The organism is Kitasatospora sp. NPDC058046 (genome assembly GCF_042885595.1).
Classification (GTDB): Bacteria; Actinomycetota; Actinomycetes; order Streptomycetales; family Streptomycetaceae; genus Kitasatospora.
In genome coordinates, this window is record NZ_JBHVRS010000008.1 from 220,380 (window position 1) to 238,471 (window position 18,092).

The 18,092-nt window shown below is 74.1% G+C and carries 8 protein-coding genes and 1 pseudogene; 3 read left to right on the top strand and 6 right to left on the bottom strand.

What is annotated here, in order from left to right; genetic code table 11:
- Nucleotides 1-63: 63 nt before the first annotated feature.
- From ACFVU7_RS18920 to ACFVU7_RS18930, 3 genes are all read right to left on the bottom strand, one after another.
- Entirely contained in the window at nucleotides 64-1,590 is a 1,527-nt protein-coding gene (locus ACFVU7_RS18920; protein WP_234348350.1) for a glycosyltransferase family 39 protein, read from the bottom strand.
- Nucleotides 1,591-1,740: 150 nt separating this feature from the next.
- The gene (gene dxs, locus ACFVU7_RS18925; RefSeq protein WP_388046022.1) at nucleotides 1,741-3,648 is read right to left on the bottom strand and encodes a 1-deoxy-D-xylulose-5-phosphate synthase; all 1,908 of its coding nucleotides are present in this window, start codon (nucleotides 3,646-3,648) and stop codon (nucleotides 1,741-1,743) included.
- Between the two features lie 246 nt (nucleotides 3,649-3,894).
- Nucleotides 3,895-5,073, bottom strand: a complete 1,179-nt coding sequence (locus ACFVU7_RS18930) for an ROK family transcriptional regulator (protein ID WP_049651274.1) — start codon at nucleotides 5,071-5,073, stop codon at nucleotides 3,895-3,897.
- 472 nt (nucleotides 5,074-5,545) lie between these two features.
- Between ACFVU7_RS18930 and ACFVU7_RS18935 the strand changes: the two genes are divergently transcribed.
- Both ACFVU7_RS18935 and pepN read left to right on the top strand, forming a co-directional pair.
- Nucleotides 5,546-7,225 (top strand): PQQ-binding-like beta-propeller repeat protein, encoded by a 1,680-nt coding sequence (locus tag ACFVU7_RS18935; RefSeq protein ID WP_388046024.1) that lies wholly within the window; start codon nucleotides 5,546-5,548, stop codon nucleotides 7,223-7,225.
- A gap of 185 nt (nucleotides 7,226-7,410) precedes the next feature.
- Nucleotides 7,411-9,990, top strand: a complete 2,580-nt coding sequence (pepN, locus tag ACFVU7_RS18940) for an aminopeptidase N (protein WP_388046026.1) — start codon at nucleotides 7,411-7,413, stop codon at nucleotides 9,988-9,990.
- Between the two features lie 153 nt (nucleotides 9,991-10,143).
- Here the strand turns inward: pepN and ACFVU7_RS18945 are convergent, their stop codons facing one another.
- The gene (locus tag ACFVU7_RS18945) at nucleotides 10,144-10,371 is read right to left on the bottom strand and encodes a hypothetical protein (protein ID WP_030238515.1); all 228 of its coding nucleotides are present in this window, start codon (nucleotides 10,369-10,371) and stop codon (nucleotides 10,144-10,146) included.
- A 9-nt stretch (nucleotides 10,372-10,380) separates the two neighbouring features.
- Complete coding sequence (gene malQ, locus ACFVU7_RS18950; protein ID WP_388046027.1) at nucleotides 10,381-12,564, bottom strand: 4-alpha-glucanotransferase; 2,184 nt, start codon at nucleotides 12,562-12,564, stop codon at nucleotides 10,381-10,383.
- Between the two features lie 548 nt (nucleotides 12,565-13,112).
- Here malQ and ACFVU7_RS18955 point away from each other — a divergent pair.
- On the top strand, nucleotides 13,113-17,021 hold the full coding sequence (locus ACFVU7_RS18955) for a beta-N-acetylglucosaminidase domain-containing protein (RefSeq protein WP_388046140.1): 3,909 nt from the start codon (nucleotides 13,113-13,115) through the stop codon (nucleotides 17,019-17,021).
- Nucleotides 17,022-17,305: 284 nt separating this feature from the next.
- Here ACFVU7_RS18955 and ACFVU7_RS18960 read toward each other — a convergent pair.
- A pseudogene (locus ACFVU7_RS18960) lies at nucleotides 17,306-17,815 on the bottom strand (HNH endonuclease); the annotation flags it as partial.
- Between the last annotated feature and the right edge of the window lie 277 nt (nucleotides 17,816-18,092).

Genomic DNA, 18,092 nt, shown 5'->3' on the forward strand with positions numbered 1-18,092 from the left:
GGCGCTGCCGCCGGGAACCCGGCGTGTACGGCGTTGCCGCGAGGAAACCGGGTACGGGCCGCCTCAGTGCTTGAGGCGGTACACCACGGTGTCGGCGAAGACGCCGACCATCTCGTAGTGGGTGTCCAGCAGGTTCTCGATCCGGGGGACCATGACCGGCTGGTACGGGGCGATGCCGGAGTCGTCGACCACGACCTCGGGCAGGCCGTTGGCCAGCTCCTTGTCGAAGGTCTGCCAGGCGTTGGAGACGCTGAACTGCTCGCCGACGTTCTGGTTGCCGTCCTTGCCGCCGCTGTAGTTGGTGAGGAAGCCGGCGGTCAGGTAGCGGGTGGCGGGCTTGCGGTCGGCCAGCCAGTACAGCTCGGGGTGCATGCCCCAGACCAGCACGGTGTCCTTGGGGGTGGTCTGGGCGGCGACGGCGGTGGCGACCTCGGTGGTGCGGTTGAGCCGCTCCCCCGGCCAGGCCAGCGCCAGGCTCCAGAACACCGTGGCGGCGGCCGTGGTGTACAGCAGGACGGGCTTCCAGCGGATCGCCGAGGTGGCGACCGCCCCGGTGCCCAGCAGCACCAGCGGCGGGATCAGCTGGAGGTAGTAGTGGCCGAAGAAGTGGAAGCCCACGCTGACCGCGACGACCGAGGAGAGCAGCCAGACCCACAGGTCCGTGGTCGAGCCGTGCTCCTCACCGGCCACCGGCAGCGGGCGGTGGCGGTGCTTGAGCCAGAGCCGGCGCCCGACCGGGAGCAGGAAGCCCAGGCCGGCCGCGGCCAGGATGGCCGAGTTGCCGAAGGCCCGGCCGAGCATCTGGAGCCAGGCGCCGCCGAAGGAGGCGTAGTCGCCGCTGCCGGTGACCACCCAGAAGAGGAAGCCCTTGGGCTTGGTGAGGATCACCGCGACCAGCGCTATCGGCAGGGTGAAACCGAACCCGATCTTGAACAGCGCGGGCGGCCAGCGCACCCCGCGCCGGCGGGCGTCCTGGAACAGCATCCAGAGCACCGGCAGCAGCACCGCGCCGCCGGTCTGCTTGGTCAGTGAGCAGAGGGCGACCGCGATGCCCGCGGCCAGCCAGCGGCGCCGTTCGGCGTACCGGAAGGCGGCCACCATGGCGGGCAGCATGAAGACCTCGAAGGTCGCCGCCTGGGTGTCCTCCGGGGAGAGCCCGATGGAGACCAGCAGGTAGAGCAGTCCGGCCCCGGCCCCGGCCCGGTTGCCCCAGCGGCCGCGGGCGATCGAGGCCAGCAGGATCGCGGTGACCAGGTGGGCCACCACCGCCAGGGTGCGCAGCGGCCAGAGCGAGGCGGAGCCGAAGACCGCGAAGCAGGCCTGGTAGAGCCAGGGCAGCAGCGGTGGTTTGCGGTCCACCACGGTGTCGTACAGCACCCCGCCGTCCGCCAGCATCCGGGCCTGGGTGGCCAGGAAGCCCTCGTCCGGGCTCCAGACGGGCCGGGCGAAGGAGGGGATGTGGGTGAGCAGCGCGACCAGCGCGAGCACCGGCACCAGCCTGGTCCAGTACCCGGTGAGAACACGGGTACGGACGCGCTCGGGCAGGCGCTCGGCCAGTCCGGTGAGGCGGAGGCGGGTGGGGGTCGGCACGGGTGACAACCTACCGGGCGGGATCGGCGCCGGTGGCGCCGGTCCCGCCTTTCAGTGCGATTGTCAGCTTGTTCCGTGACGAACTGTTACGGAGTTACGACAAACGGTCGTCTGCGGAACGGGTGACCGCTCCCCCCGGACGGCCTCCGGTCAGGCCTTGACCGGCGCCGCGTCCAGCTTGGCGACCAGAGCCGTCACCTTTCGGGCGATGTCCGGGGCGTTCAGGCCGATCTCGGCCAGGATCTCGGCCCGGCTGGCGTGGTCCAGGAACTCCTGCGGGATGCCGAAGTCGCGCACCGGCAGGTCCACGTCCGCGTCCCGCAGCGCCTGCGCCACGGCGGCGCCGACGCCGCCCACCCGGCCGTTGTCCTCGATCGTGACGACCACCCGGTGCTCGGCCGCCAGGCCCGGCAGGGCCGCGTCCACCGGCTTGACCCAGCGCGGGTCCACCACGGTGGCGGTGACGCCCTGGGCGGCCAGCAGGTCGGCGACCTCCAGGCTGGTGGGGGCCATCGCGCCGACCGAGACGATCAGCACGTCGGCGCGGTGGGCGCCGGAGGGCTCATCGGCGGCGCGCAGCACGTCCATGCCGCCGATCCGGCCGACCGCGGGGACGGCCGGGCCGACCGTGCCCTTGGAGTAGCGGACCACGGTCGGGGCGTCCTTGACCTCGACGGCCTCGCGCAGCTGCGCGCGGACCTGGTCGGCGTCGCGCGGGGCGGCCAGCCGCAGGGTCGGGATGATCTGCAGCATCGACATGTCCCACATGCCGTTGTGCGAGGCGCCGTCGTCGCCGGTGACGCCGGCCCGGTCCAGGACGAAGGTGACGCCCAGCTTGTGCAGGGCGACGTCCATCAGGACCTGGTCGAAGGCCCGGTTGAGGAAGGTCGCGTAGACCGCGAACACCGGGTGCAGGCCGTTGGTGGCCAGGCCGGCCGCGCTGGTGACGGCGTGCTGCTCGGCGATGCCGACGTCGAAGATCCGGTCCGGGAAGGCCTCGGCGAACGGGGCCAGGCCCACCGGGTGGAGCATCGCGGCGGTGATGCCGACGATGTCCTCGCGCTCGTGGCCGAGCGCGACCATCTCCTCGGCGAAGACCGAGGTCCAGCTCCGGCCGCCGCCGCTCGTGATCGGCAGGCCGGTCTCCGGGTGGATCTTGCCGACCGCGTGGAAGCGGTCCTCGTCGTTGTTCTCGGCGGCGTGGTAGCCGCGGCCCTTCTCGGTGAGGCAGTGCACGATCACCGGGCCGCCGAAGCCGCGCGCCTTGGTCAGCGCGGACTCCAGGGCGGCCATGTCGTGGCCGTCGATCGGGCCGATGTACTTGAGGCCGAGGTCCTCGAACATGCCCTGCGGGGCGATGAAGTCCTTGAGGCCCTTCTTGGCGCCGTGCAGCGTCTCGAACAGCTGCTGGCCGACCACCGGGGTGCGCTGGAGCGCGTCCTTGCCCCAGGACAGGAAGCGCTCGTAGCCCTGGGTGGTGCGCAGGGTGGCGAGGTGGTTGGCCAGGCCGCCGATGGTCGGGGAGTACGAGCGCTCGTTGTCGTTCACGACGATGACGAGCGGACGGTCCTTGGCGTCGGCGATGTTGTTGAGCGCCTCCCAGGCCATGCCGCCGGTGAGCGCGCCGTCGCCGATCACCGCGACGACCGGGTCGTTCTTGCCCAGGATCTGGTTGGCCTTGGCCAGGCCGTCGGCGTACGAGAGGACCGTGGAGGCGTGCGAGTTCTCGATCACGTCGTGCTCGGACTCGGCCCGGGACGGGTAGCCGGACAGGCCGCCCTTCATCCGCAGCCGGGAGAAGTCCTGGCGGCCGGTGAGCAGCTTGTGGACGTAGCTCTGGTGGCCGGTGTCGAAGAGGATGCGGTCGCGCGGGGAGTCGAAGACCCGGTGCAGCGCGATGGTGAGCTCCACCACGCCGAGGTTGGGCCCGAGGTGGCCACCCGTCTTGGAGACCTCGGTCACCAGGAAGGTCCGGATCTCCTGGGCCAGTGCGGCCAGCTGTCCGGGCGTGAGCCGGTCGAGATCGCGCGGTCCCCGAATGCGGGTCAGCAGGGCCACCCGTTCCTCCTCGTTCAGTGTTCGCGGACCACGGACGGTCCGACGGGCGTCGCTGCCCGGCCCGGCGGCAGTCCGACGGTCCGGCCGGTGGCGACCGGTCGAGTCTAATGTCCGCCTGCCGGACACCAAGCGGCGCGCCCGGTGCCACCGTTCGGTTACCGCCATTCCGGGAGGTCGGGCCGGGAAGCCGGGTCACCTCAGGTTGACGTACAGGCGTTTGAATACGCGGGCGGCCGGACGGCGGCGTCAGGCGCGGCCCAGCGCGCCGGACTCCCCCATCTCGCTCATCACCAGGGCCAGCGCGCCGAGCACCTCGGCCCGGCCGCCGAGGGTGCCGGGGACGACCGAGAGCTGACGGGCGGCGCTCGGGATCGCGTAGCGGGCCACCGAGTCCCGGATCGGGGCGAGCACCAGCTCACCGGCCTCGGCGAGGTCCCCGCCGAGGATCACCCGGCGGGGGTTCAGCAGGTTGCACAGGGTGGCGACGCCGGTGCCGATCTGCCGGCCCGCGTCGGCGATCACCCGGCGGCAGCCGAGGTCGCCCTGCTGGGCCAGCTCGACCACCCGGGGCAGGCTGAGGTCCTGGCCGAGGGTGGGGGCGAGCAGCGAGAGCAGGTAGCGGGAGCCGACGAACGTCTCCAGGCAGCCGCGGTTGCCGCAGCGGCAGACCGGCCCCGCCTCGTCCAGGGTGATGTGCCCGATCTCACCCGCGGTACCGCCCGGGCCGCGGTAGATCTGGCCGTTCACCACCAGCCCGGCGCCGACCCCGCTGGCGACCTTGATGTAGGCGAGGTCGCTCAGCCCGCGGCCGGCACCCCAGACCAGCTCGCCGAGCGCACCCAGGTTGGCGTCGTTGTCCACGTGCACCGGCATGCCGAGCCGCTCGGCCAGCTCCCGGCCCGGGGCGATGCCCGTCCAGCCGGGCAGGATCGCGGTGGAGCCGAGCGCGCCGGTCTCCACGTCGATCGGGCCGGGCACGCCGAGGCCGACGCCGATCACCTTGTCGGAACGGAAGCCCGCCTGCGTCAGCAGCCGCTCGACCATCGCCTCGGCGCGGTCGAAGCCCTGCTGGGCGGAGACGTCGACGTCGATCGGGGCGCTCTCCTCGGCCAGCACCCGGTGGGCCAGGTTGCCGACCGCGACGCGCAGGTGGGTGTGGCCGAAGTCGATGCCGACCACGATGCCGGCGTCCCCGCTGAGCGAGACGCTGCGGGCGCGGCGGCCGCCGGAGGAGGTGTCGGCGACCACGACGGTGCCGCTCTCCTTCAACTCCCGCACGATGTTGGACACGGTGGCCGCGGACAGTCCGGTGCCGCGGGCGATCTCGGCCTGGGTCAGCGAGCCGGCCATCCGCACCGCGCGGAGCACCCGTTCCAGGTTCGCCCGGTGCAGCGACGACTGCGAGCCCGGTGTGTCCGTCGACATGATCCACCCTCCCAGGGCGGGGATCCCTCCGCCGGGCGTCCCCTTCAACTCCTGAAGGGTACGGCCCGGGGGCCCGGGCGGGGATCCCGGCTGCGGCGGGCGGGCGCGCAGGGGGGCGCGGACGGCAGCCGCCCGGCGCGGGCCGGCGAGCGGGGGCGCGGGCGTGGGGGCGGGGTGATCGGGGGGTGAAGGTGTTGCGCGGCCCGGGCCTGCGGGGACGGGGAACCGCTGTCCTGGCGACGGCCGAAAACCACGCACCACTAACATGGTGCCACTTCTCACCCGTCCCATCGGGGCCGTGGACGGCACCGCCAGGGGGACGCATCCAGACATGACGGGGAATCAGATGGCAGGGGATCACCCTACGCCGGGTGCAGGCGAAACGCCCGGCAGCGGTCCGCAGGACAACCGGGGCGTCTCGTTCGGGCGCCCGCCGGGCGGCGGTGTCGATCCGGCCGCCGTCGCGGACCAGATGACGCAGCTCGACGGCGCCGCCGTCCCGGGGCAGGTCACCCCGGGCCCGGTCGCGCCCGCGGGCCCGCCGCCCGTCCAGCCGCCGGCACCGCCCGTGCAGCCGCCCGCGCAGCCGTCGGTCGGCAGCCCGGAGTACGCGGCGTACGCGCCGACCGCGCCCGGGTTCCCCAGCCAGGCCCCGCCGCCGCCCGGTGCCGCGCCGGTCGGCCCGTACGACCCGGTCCCCGGTGCCCCGTACGGTGCCCCGGACGCCGGGCAGGCCTACAACCCGGGCGGCTACAACTACCCGCAGCAGCCCGGGTACGGCTACCCCGTCGCGCCGGTCGCGCCCAAGCAGCGCAACCCGGTGATGCTGTGGGGAGGGATCATCGGCGGCGTGCTGGCGATCTCGATCGTGGTCGCCCTGGTCGTCCTGCTCAAGGACCCCAAGCCCGCCCCCGACCCGGGCCCGGACCCGGTCAGCACCGGCACCACCGACAACGGCGGGACCAGCAACGGCCCCACCCCCGGCCCCGCTCCCAAGGGCGCCACCTTCAACGTCGCCTGGAGCGCCCCCAAGCCGGCCAACGCGGACAGCTCGAACCAGATGCTCGGCGTCTGGGGCACCGACAAGCTCGCGGTGCGCGTCGACAGCTCCGGGATCAGGGCCTTCAACCTGACCGACGGCAAGGAGGCGTGGACCATCGCCGCCCCGGCCGGCAGCAAGGAGCTGTGCACCGCCTCGTACGCCGCCAACTCCAAGGGCGTCGCCGCCGTCTCCTTCAACACCGGTGACAGCGACTGCTCCACCGTCGGCGCCATCGACCTGACTCAGGGCAAGCTGCTCTGGAGCGTCAAGGTCTCGGCCGACCGGATGTCCTCGCCGACCCTCAGCGTCACCGAGAACGTCGTCGCCGTCGGCGGCAACGCCGTCGCCGCCCTGAACATCGCCAACGGCCAGCCCGCCTGGCAGTACCAGCCGCGCGACAAGGACTGCGTCCTGCGCGGCAAGGCGGCCGGCGCCCAGATCGCGGTCAGCGACCGCTGCTACGGCACCAGCGGCCCGAAGTCGCAGCTGGTCATCGTCAACGCCGAGACCGGCAAGCCGGCCAGCACCCCGATCACCCTCACCGGCAACATCGAGGAGGTCGACTCGGTCGTCCAGGACAAGCCGCTGGTGCTGCTGATGGGCAACGGCCCGCAGGGCGACTACGTCCTGCCGTTCGACAAGGACAACAAGCCGGGCACCCAGATGTCCGTCAAGGAGCCCGGCGCGGACAGCCTGCGCCTCTCCGGCCAGAACGAGGCCCTCACCCGCAACGTGGTCAGCGGCACCACGCTGTACGTCCAGGTCAGCGGCGGCAAGCCGGGCATCAACGCCTACGACCTGAACACCGGCAAGCGGCTGTGGTCGGCCAACTCCGGTTCGACGAGCAACGACATGCGCCTGGTGGCCGGGACCGACAAGGACGGCAAGGTCCGCGCGATCGTCGACCAGGGCTACAACAAGCCGGCCCGGCTGGTGACGCTCTCGCCGACCGACGGCTCGATGTCCGACCTCGGCACCATGACGATGCCGAGCAGCATGGGCATCGGCAGCAGCACCTCCGAGTACCTGGTCTCGGACGACGGCGCCGCCGTCTACGCGTTCCGCCGCTACAGCGCCAGCGACGGGCCGCTGACCAAGTGGAAGAAGTGACGCCGGGGCGCCTCCGGGGCTGATCCCGGGGGCGTGACCCCTCGTCGCGGGCCGCGCGGCGACCGACACAGGCGGGGCGGGCACGGGCTGATCGCCCGTGCCCGCCCCGCCTGTGATTTTTCGGCCGCCCCGTCCGTTGGACGTGCGAGGATTCGGACCATCAGTCTGACAAAGGAGTGCAGCGAGTGCCCGGCACAAACCTGACCCGTGAGGAGGCCCGCACCCGGGCCGACCTCCTCCACGTGGACGCGTACGACATCGAGCTCGACCTCGGTTCGGCCCGCGAGGGCGGTACCTTCCGGTCCACCACCGTGGTCCGGTTCACCGCCACCACCCCGGGGGCGGAGACCTTCATCGACCTGGTCGCCCCGAGCGTCGAGGAGATCACCCTCAACGGCGTGCGGCTCGACCCGGCGACCTTCGCCGACAGCCGCATCCCGCTGCCGGGCCTCGCCGCCGAGAACGAGCTGCGGGTCGTCGCGAACTGCGAGTACACCAACACCGGTGAGGGCCTGCACCGGTTCGTCGACCCGGTCGACGGCGAGACCTACCTGTACACCCAGTTCGAGGTGCCGGACGCCCGCCGGGTCTTCGCCAACTTCGAGCAGCCCGACCTGAAGGCCGCGTTCGCGTTCACCGTGACCGCGCCGGAGGGCTGGGTCGTGGTCTCCAACTCGCCGACCCCGGAGCCGGTCGGCGAGGGCGACACCCGGGTCTGGACGTTCGAGCCCACCGGCCGGATCTCCACCTACATCACCGCGCTCGTCGCCGGCCCGTACGTCGGGGTCTTCGACACCTACGAGAACGGCGAGCAGAAGGTGCCGCTGGGCGTCTACTGCCGGCCCTCGCTGCGCGAGTTCCTGGACCCGGAGGCCGTCTTCGAGGTCACCAAGCAGGGCTTCGACTACTTCCAGGAGAAGTTCGACTTCCCGTACCCGTTCGCCAAGTACGACCAGCTCTTCGTCCCGGAGTTCAACGCCGGCGCGATGGAGAACGCGGGCGCCGTCACCCTGCGCGACCAGTACGTGTTCCGCTCCAAGGTCACCGACGCCGCGTACGAGGCCCGGGCCGCGACGATCCTGCACGAGCTCGCCCACATGTGGTTCGGCGACCTCGTCACCATGGAGTGGTGGAACGACCTCTGGCTCAACGAGTCCTTCGCGACCTACGCCGAGGCGGTCTGCCAGGCCGAGGCCCCCGGCTCCAAGTGGCCGCACTCCTGGACCACCTTCGCCAACCAGATGAAGACCTGGGCGTACCGGCAGGACCAGCTGCCGTCCACCCACCCGATCATGGCGGACATCAACGACCTGGAGGACGTCCAGGTCAACTTCGACGGCATCACCTACGCCAAGGGCGCCTCGGTGCTCAAGCAGCTGGTGGCGTACGTCGGCCAGGACGCCTTCTTCCAGGGCGTGCAGGCGTACTTCAAGCGCCACGCCTGGGGCAACACCCGGCTCAGCGACCTGCTCGGCGCCCTGGAGGAGGCCAGCGGCCGCGACCTCAAGGCCTGGTCCAAGGCCTGGCTGGAGACCGCCGGCATCAACGTGCTGCGGCCGTCGATCGTACTCAACACCGACGGCGAGATCGAGTCCTTCGCGGTGCTCCAGGAGGCCCCCGCGCTGCCCGCCGGCGCCAAGGGCGAGGCCGTGCTGCGGCCGCACCGCATCGCGATCGGCCTGTACGAGCTGAACGGCGACGCGCTGGTGCGCACCGACCGGATCGAGCTGGACGTCGACGGCCCGCGCACCGAGGTGCCCGAGCTGGTCGGCCGGCACCGCCCGGCCGTCGTGCTGCTGAACGACGACGACCTCTCGTACGCCAAGATCCGGCTGGACGAGGACTCGCTGGCCGTCGTCACCGAGCACCTCGGCGGCTTCACCGAGTCGCTGCCGCGCGCGCTGTGCTGGGCCTCCGCCTGGGACATGACCCGCGACGGCGAGCTGGCCGCCCGCGACTACCTGGCGCTGGCGCTGTCCGGCATCGGGCGCGAGAGCGACATCGGCGTGGTGCAGTCCGTGCACCGCCAGGTCAAGCTCGCCCTCGACGCCTACACCGACCCGCAGTGGCGCGAGCAGGGCCTCGACCGCTGGGCCGCCGCCGCGGAGGAGCACCTGCGCGCCGCCGAGCCCGGCAGCGACCACCAGCTGGCCTGGGCCCGCGCCCTCGCCTCGGTCGCCCGTACCGACGGTCAGCTGGGCCTGCTCGCCGGGCTGCTGGACGGCTCGGTCGAGATCAAGGGCCTCGCGGTGGACACCGAGCTGCGCTGGACCCTGCTGGTGCGCCTCGCCGCCACCGGCCGGGCCGACGAGGCCGCCATCGCCGCCGAGCTGGAGCGGGACAACACCGCGGCCGGCCAGGAGCACGCGGCCACCTGCCGCGCCGCCCGGCCGACCGCCGGGGCCAAGGCGGAGGCCTGGGCGTCGGTGGTGGAGTCCGACAAGCTGACGAACTATGTGCAGGAGGCCGTCATCGCCGGCTTCCAGCAGTCCGACCAGCGCGAGCTGCTCGCGCCGTACGCGGCGAAGTACTTCGCGGCGGTCAAGGGCATCTGGGAGACCCGCAGCCACGAGATCTCGCAGCAGATCATCGTCGGGCTGTACCCGGCCCTCCAGGTGACGGCCGCGACCCTGGAGGCCACCGACGCGTGGCTGGCCTCGGCCGAGCCGGCCCCGGCGCTGCGGCGCCAGGTCGTCGAGGCCCGGGCGGGCGTCGAGCGCGCGCTCAAGGCCCAGGCGGCCGACCGTGCGGCGGGCGGCCGCTGACGGTCTCCTCGCAACCGCGAAGGGGCGCCGGACGGGATCGTCCGGCGCCCCTTCGGGGTCTTGCGGGCCTTGCGGGTGGTGCGGGCTCTGCAGGTCGTACGGGACCTGCGAGCCCTGCGGGTCGTGCGAGTCCTGGGGACGTCTGCGCGGGTGTTACTTCTTCTTGCCCTTGCCGTAGGGCAGGCCCGCCAGACCGGCGATCACCGCGAAGGCGACCAGCGGGAGAAACACGTACAGGCCGAGGGTCTGGCCCACACTCAGGCCGGAACCGGGGTCATCACCGTCGTCCCTGGTGAAGGCCATGGCGGGCGACGACAGCAGCATCATCAGCGTGACCGTTGCGGAGACCGCGCCGGCTCGCAAAGCGTTCCTCTTGTCCACGTTTCCAACTTACCCGCCGCTTACGGGGGCGCGCTCGTCGGGGTCGGTCGGGCGGGACGGGAGGACGTGCCTCGGGGCCGACCCGGCGGAACCGCGCGGGGCCAGGAGCCGGGCGAGCAGGCCTGCGGCGGGGGCGGTGGCCAGCCGTTCGAGGGTGACCGGGTCGCCGGAGCCGTCCGCGACCGGCAGGCGCCAGTTCGGGTACTGGTCCCAGGTGCCGGGCAGGTTCTGCGGGCGCGGGTCCCCGACCAGGTCCGGCAGCCAGACCCCGACCAGCTCCGCCGGGGTGGCCCGCAGGAAGCGGTACAGCACCGGCATCGTCAGCAGCTCGCCCTCGGCCAGCAGCCCGAGCCGGCCCAGCTCGGCCCGCCAGTCCGCCAGCTCCGCCGCCGCCTGCCCCTGCTCCTCCCCCAGCGGCCGGGCCAGCAGGCCCAGCCGGTGCCGCAGCTCGACGTGCTCACCGGAGAGCCGGGCCGCGGTGCTGGGCAGGTCGTGGGTGGTGAGGGTGGCCAGGCAGCCGGACCGCCAGCGGTCCGGGCCGAGGATCGCGCCGTCGCCCCGCCAGTCCCGCTCGAACCAGAGCACGGACGTGCCGAGCACCCCGCGCGCCGCCAGCTCTTCCCGCACCCCCGGCTCCACCGTGCCGAGGTCCTCGCCGATCACCGCCGTCCCGGCCCGGTGCGCCTCCAGCGCCAGCACGCCGAGCATCGCCTCGGCGTCGTAGCGCACGTACGCGCCCTCGGTCGGCGGGTGCCCCTGCGGCACCCACCAGAGCCGGAACAGGCCCATCACGTGGTCGATCCGCAGGGCCCCCGCGTGCCGGGCGGTGGCCCGCAGCAGCTCCGCGTACGGGGCGTAGCCGGCCTCGGCGAGCGCGTCCGGGCGCCAGGGCGGCAGGCCCCAGTCCTGGCCGTGGGCGTTGAAGGCGTCCGGCGGGGCGCCGACCGAGATGCCGCCGGCCAGCACGTCCCGCAGCGCCCAGGCGTCCGCGCCGTCCGGGTGGACGCCGACGGCCAGGTCGTGGATCAGGCCGACCGGCATGCCCGCCTCGCGGGCCGCCCGCTGGGCGTGGGCGAGCTGCTGGTCGACCTGCCAGGCGAGCCAGCGGTGGAACTCGACCCGCTCCTCCAGTTCCTTGGCGGCGTGCTCGACCTGTGGGCCGTCCGGGTGACGCAGCCCCTTCGGCCAGTGGTGCCAGTCGGTGCCGTGCTCCTCGGCCAGGGCGTTCCACAGCGCGTGCCGGTACAGCCACTCGCCCTCGCGGAGCCGGTACGCGTCGTACTCGGCCTGCCGCCCGGGGCCGCGCGGCACCTCGTGCAGCAGCTCCAGGGCCTCGCGCTTGAGCAGCCAGACGGCGTCCCGGTCGATCAGGGCGTCGTGGACCAGCACCTCGTCGCGCAGCCGGGCGGCCCGCCGGGTCAGCTCCTCGGCCTGCTCGCGCCCGGCGCCGGTCAGGTAGGCGTACTCGGGGACGGCCTCGATCCGCAGGTGCACCGGGTCGGCGAAGCGGCGCGAGGACGGGCGGTACGGGGACGGGTCGGAGGGGGCGCCGGGCAGGGCCTGGTGCAACGGGTTGATCTGCACGAAGCCCGCGCCGAGGCCGGCCCCCGCCCACCGGGCCAGCTCGACGAGGTCCCCGAGGTCGCCCATGCCCCACGAGCGTTCGGAGAGCACGGAGTACAGCTGGGCGAGGAACCCCCAGCTGCGGCCGGGGAGTTGCGGCAGCCGCTCGGGGGCGACCACCAGCGCGGCCCGCGCGGTCCTCGTGCCGGTTTCCGCCGTGAGCACGTGGCGCCCCAGCGGCAGGTCCCCCGGCACCCAGTGCGAGTGCCCCCGGGGCAGCTCCCAACTCCCGCCGTCCTCCAGCTCCACCCGCAACCGGGCGTCCGCCGGCACGTCCAGCGCCGTCCGCCGCCCCTGCCGGACCACCACGCACGGCGGCAGCAACCGGGCCCGCTGCTCGGCCCGGTGACGCTCCAGCGCCTCCCCCACCTCCTGCGGCGACCCGGCCGCCACCCCCATCGCCCCCAGCACCGCCACCAGCGTCCGCGCCCCCACCGCCTGCCCGCCCGGCCCCGGATACCGGACGTCCACCCCGTACGCCCGCGCCAGCGCCACCAGTTCGGCGGGCGGCGGCGGGGCATCCTGCGCCGGTACCTGCTCGGCTCCGTCACTGTCGTGGTAAGCGGCCACTCGCGGCTCCTGCGATGTCTCGGCAACGCCCGTTCAGGACAGCCACAGTCCTACCCGCGTGACACCACGATCACCCAGCGCGACACGACGCCGGCGGGCGGACCCTCGGGGGTGGGGGCGGGTCGGCAGGACTTCAGGGCGTCGGTGTGGAAAAGGTGTCGGCGTTCGTCGTGGTCGTGTCGCCGCCCTCCTTGTCCATAGGTGAGGACCTCGCCGCCCTTCAGCTGCTCCGGGTCTGGAGCAGGGCCGCGGTGGCAGGCGACGGGGGGTCAGCGCGGGGGCCGACCGTACAGGCTGGGGACGGCCGCCGCCCGGGATGTGCCGTGAAGCCCGGCGCCCGCGGGTGTTTCCGGGCTGGTCCGACATGCAATGAAACGGCGCAAAACGGTCATAGCAGTCGGCGGCGTTGACACCGGATCGGCCAGCTGGTGGGGTTGCGGACGATGTGGTCGTGGCCTGGCGAGGAGGCTCCTGTGCAAGCCCGAGTGTCCGTAGCGGCCGGGCGGCGGCTCAGGTCGCAACTGGAGCAGAGTCCGGCGTTGCGGGAGGTGCTGCAGCACCCCGCGGCGGAGGCGGCGCGGCGGGCCACGGCGCGGACGTGCCGTCAGTTGGCGCCGCGGACGGCGGACCGGCTGATCGCCGATCTCAAGGGCACCGAGCCGCTGTTGGCGTCGGTGCGCGAGGAGCGCGCGGACCGGGCGGACCGGGCCGGGCGGCCGGGGCGGCGGGCGATGCAGATCGCGGCCGGGGTCGCGGCCGCGGCGGTGGTCGGCGGGCTGCTGGCCGGTTCGCTGCCGTCGGCGGCGTACGCGGCGGCCACGGCCGCCTCGACGGCCTCGGACGTGGTGAGCACCGCGCCGCAGACGCCGCTGGGCAGCGTGACCGACCCGAAGGTGTTCCCGAAGCCGCAGCAGCAGACCGTGGCGGGCAAGCCCGTCGCGGTGCCGTCCGCCGTGACGCTGGTGAGCGCGCCCAAGGCGGACATCGGCGCGGTGCGGGCCGTCCAGGAGGTGCTGGAGGTTGCCGGGGCGGGCGAGGTGACGCCGCGTCCGGACGGCGGGACGCCGGCCGCCGGGTCGCTGGTGGTGTACGTCGGCGGGCCCGCCGAGGGCGCCGGCGGCGAGGTGGACCGGGTGCTGCGGCAGCTGTCCGCCGCCGCGGGCGGCAAGGACGGCGCCGGGCCGACGACCGCGGGGATGCCGGCCGGCGGGTACGTGCTGTCGGCCGGTCAGCTGCCCGCCCAGGGCGGCGGGACGTACGGCGCCGTGGTGCTGGCCGGCGTGGACGCCACCGGCACCTTCTACGCCGCGCAGAGCCTGCGTCAGCTGCTCGCCGCCGTACCGGCCGGGCAGGGGCAGGCGCCGGGTGCGGCCGGGCTCGGCCTGCCCGGGATCACGCTGCGGGACTGGCCGACCGGCGCTCCGGTGCGCGGCGTCACGGAGGGCTTCTACGGCACCCCGTGGACCGCGCAGCAGCGGCTGGAGCAGGTCGACTTCCTGGGCCGCTCCAAGCAGAACTTCTACCTCTACGCGCCCGGTGACGACCCGTACCGGCTCTCCCGCTGGCGCACCGCCTACCCCGCGGCCCAGGCCGAGGAGCTGCGCGAACTGGGCTTCCGGGCACGGCAGAACCACGTCACGCTCGGCTACGCGATCGACCCGGGGCAGTCCCTCTGCTTCAGCTCCGGCAAGGACGTGGACGCCCTGGTGAACAAGCTGGACGGGCTGCGCAAGCTCGGCTTCACCGCCTTCCAGCTGCAGTTCCTGGACGTCAGCTACGACGAGTGGCACTGCGGCGACGACCGCGACGAGTACGGCACCGGGCCCGCCGCGGCCGCCAAGGCCCAGGCCGAGCTGGTGAAGAAGGTGCAGGACCGGCTGATCGCGAGGAACCCGGGCCTGGCGCCGCTGTCCGTCGTCCCCACCGAGTACCACCAGCAGGGCTCCACCCCGTACCGCAAGGCGCTGGCGGCGGCCCTGCCGGAGGGCGTGCAGGTGGCCTGGAGCGGGGTCGGGGTGATCCCGGAGAAGATCACCGGCGCCCAGGCCTCGGACACCGCCGGGTTGTACGGGCACCCGCTGCTCACCATGGACAACTACCCGGTCAACGACGCCACCCCGGACCGGCTCTTCCTCGGCGCCTACACCGGGCGCGACCCGGAGGTGGCCACCCGCTCGGCGGCGCTGCTGACCGGCGCGATGCAGCAGCCGGTGGCCTCCCGGATCGCCGTGTCGACGGCCGGCGACTTCGCCTGGAACCCGGCCGGCTACAAGCCGGACGAGTCCTGGCAGGCCGCCGTGCGCTCGCTGGCCGGGCCGACCGGCGCCGCCCCGACGCCCGTCGGGACGGCGCTGTCCGCCGTCACCGCGCTGGCCGGGAACAGCACCTCCTCGCCGCTGTCCAAGCAGGAGTCCGGCTACCTGGCACCGCTGCTGGACCGGTTCTGGGCGGCCGCCGAGCCGACCTCCGGCGCCGCCCCCGACCTCGCCCGGCTGATCGAGGCCGCCGCCCCGCTGCGGGACGCCTTCGCCACCATGGCCACCGCCCAGCAGACCCTGGCCGGCACCCCGGCCACCACCCAGCTGGCCGGCGAGGCCGCGCCCTGGCTGGGCCCGCTGCGCGACTACGGGCTGGCCGGGCAGTCCGCCCTCGACATGCTGCTGGCGCAGCACGGCGGCGACGGCGCGGCGGCCTGGAAGGCCCGGGTCGAGCTCAACCGGCTGCGCGAGCAGCTGGACCGGGCCCCGGCCACCGTCGGCGCCGGGGTGCTCGGCCCGTTCCTGGACCGCGCCGTGCGCGCCGCCGACAACTGGTCGGGCGTGGGCGGCGGCGCCGCCACCCCGACCACCACCCTGGGCACCGCCCAGGACCACCTGCCCGCGCTGATGACCGACGGCGTGGCCGACACCTTCTACTGGAGCTCCGCTCCCCCGCAGCCCGGCGACGCCGTCGGCCTGGACCTCGGCGCGGGCCGCCCGGTCAGCGGCGTGACCGTGCTGATGGGCGGCTGGGGCAACGGCCCGGACGCCCGGACCGCCGCCGACGACTACATCCGCGACGGCGTGCTGGAGTACTCCACCGGCGAGGGCGGCTGGAAGCAGCTCGCCACCGTCAAGAACCAGAAGACGGTCAGCGCCCAGCTCCCGCCGGGCACCGTGGTCCGGGCGGTGCGGCTGCGGGCCACCGCCGCGCAGAAGACCGCCGTCGCGGTGCGCGAGTTCACCGTCACCGCGCCGGACGATTCCCCGGCCAGCGTCAGCGGCGGCCCCGACGCGGTGCCCGGCTCCTCCGCCGCCGCCGTGCTGGACGGCAACCCGGACACCGCGTACCGGGCCGCCAAGGCGCCGACCGCGATGGACGAGCCGCTCACCGTCGAGCTCGGCGCGGCCCGCCCGCTGGACCGGCTCACCGTGCTGACCGACCCGTCCGTGCGCGCCACCGCCACCCTCGCGGTGCGCCGGGCCGACGGCACCTGGGCCGACATCGGCACCGTGCAGCCCGGCTACAACGAGCTGTCGGCCGGCGGCCAGCCCGCCGACGCGTTCCGGCTGACCTGGAAGCCCGGCGGCGACCCTCCGGTGGTCAACCAGGTGATCCCCTGGTACGCGGACGCCCCGGCGGCCCGGCTCAGCCTCTCCGACCCGGCCCTGGACGTGGTCACCGGCGCCTCCGCGCCCGTGACCACCCGGGCCACCGTGGAGGCCGGCCGCCCCGAGGGCACCACCGGCGAGCTGCGCACCGAGGTGCCGGCCGCCGCCAAGGGCCTGACCGTTGCCCCGGCCGGCCCGGTGACCGTGCCGCGCGGCGGCCGGGTGGGCGTGCCGCTGCTGGTCAGCGCCACCGCGGAGACGCCGTCCGGGACGTACCGGGTGCCGGTGCAGTTCGTGGCCGACGGCACCACCGTCCGGCAGGTGCTCCAGGTGCACGTGGTGCCGCCCACCGGCGGCCCGGACCTGGCGCTCGGCGCCAAGGCCACCTCCTCGGGCGACGAGACGGCGAACTTCCCGGCCTCGGCGGTCACCGACGGCGACCCGAAGACCCGCTGGTCCTCCCCGGCCAAGGACGACGCCTGGGTGCGGCTGGAGCTGCCGCAGGCGACCAGGCTGGGCTCGGCGGTGCTGCACTGGCAGGCCGCGTACGCCGCCTCGTACAAGATCCAGGTCTCGGCGGACGGGAACACCTGGACCGACGCCGCGACGGTGGACAACGGCAAGGGCGGCGACGAGACGGTGCGCTTCGACGCGCCCAACGTCCGGTACCTCCGGGTGCAGGGCGTGGCGCGGGCGACCAAGTACGGCTACTCGCTGTGGGGCGTCGAGCTGTACGCGGTGACCCCGCCGGCCGCACCGCAGCCCCCGGCCGGCCAGGGCGGCGGCCAGACCGGCCAGCCCGGCGGCGCGCCCGGGACGCCCGCGACACCTCCGGCGGCGGCGGGCGGGACCGCGCCCAAGCCGTAGCCGTGGCCGTAGCCGTGGTGGCCGTCGCCGGGCCCGGTCACGGGTGGGCGGAAACGCGGCGGGCCGCCGGCTCCCCGGTGCGGGGGCTCGGCGGCCCATGAGGCGCGTACCGACGGTGTGACGGGCGGGCCCTTGTGGAGCTGTGGTCAGGCGGAGAGCGGTTCGGGCTGCTCACCGCGGCGGACGGGGGCGGGGTGGCCCGAGTGGGCCCGGCCGAGCGGGACCGGGTGGACCGGCTGCTCGGTGCGGTCGTGGTGCTCGTACTCGCCCCACTGCGGGGCGCGCAGCTGGTCCGCGCCGCCGTAGGGCTCCAGGTAGGGCCGCCACCGCGGGTCCTTGATCCCGGTGCCGATGATGCGCCAGGCCAGACCGCTGGGCGGCGCGGGTGGTCGTTTCATCCGCCAGCCGAGCTCGGTGAGGTGGCGGTCGGCCTTGGTGTGGTTGCAGCGGCGGCAGGCCGCCACCACGTTGTCCCACCGGTGCTGGCCACCGCGGCTGCGCGGGATGACGTGGTCGACGCTGGTGGCGGCGGCCCCGCAGTAGACGCAGCGGCCGTGGTCGCGGGCGAACAGGGCCCGGCGGGTGAGCGGGACGGGCCCGCAGAACGGGACCCGGACGAAGCGGGTCAGACGGACGACGGACGGCGCCGGAAGGGCGCTGGTGGCGCTGTGCAGAGTGACTTCCGAGTCCTCCAGGCTGACCGCCTTGTGGTTGAGGACCAGGATGAGTGCGCGGCGCATCGATACGACGCCGAGTGGCTCGTAGGACGCGTTGAGGACCAGGACATGCGGCACGGATGCCTCCTTGGACGCCTGCGGCGCGTGGCTCGCGCCGGGACGAGCGGTTGGATCGCGCCACTCGTGCGCGATCTCCCCCAGTGTCGCCTTACGCCTTTGTACGGCGCCACCACTCCTGTGTAACGGACCTGACGCGAACTCCGGGTGTGGTCTCTGTCATAGCCGGTATGCCCGGGGGAAGGTCGGGTTGCACCCGGGTGGCGGTGCGACGGGTCCCGGTGACTCCGGCGGGTCGCCCGCCGGGGGCACGGTTCGGCCGTCCGGAGCAGCGCCC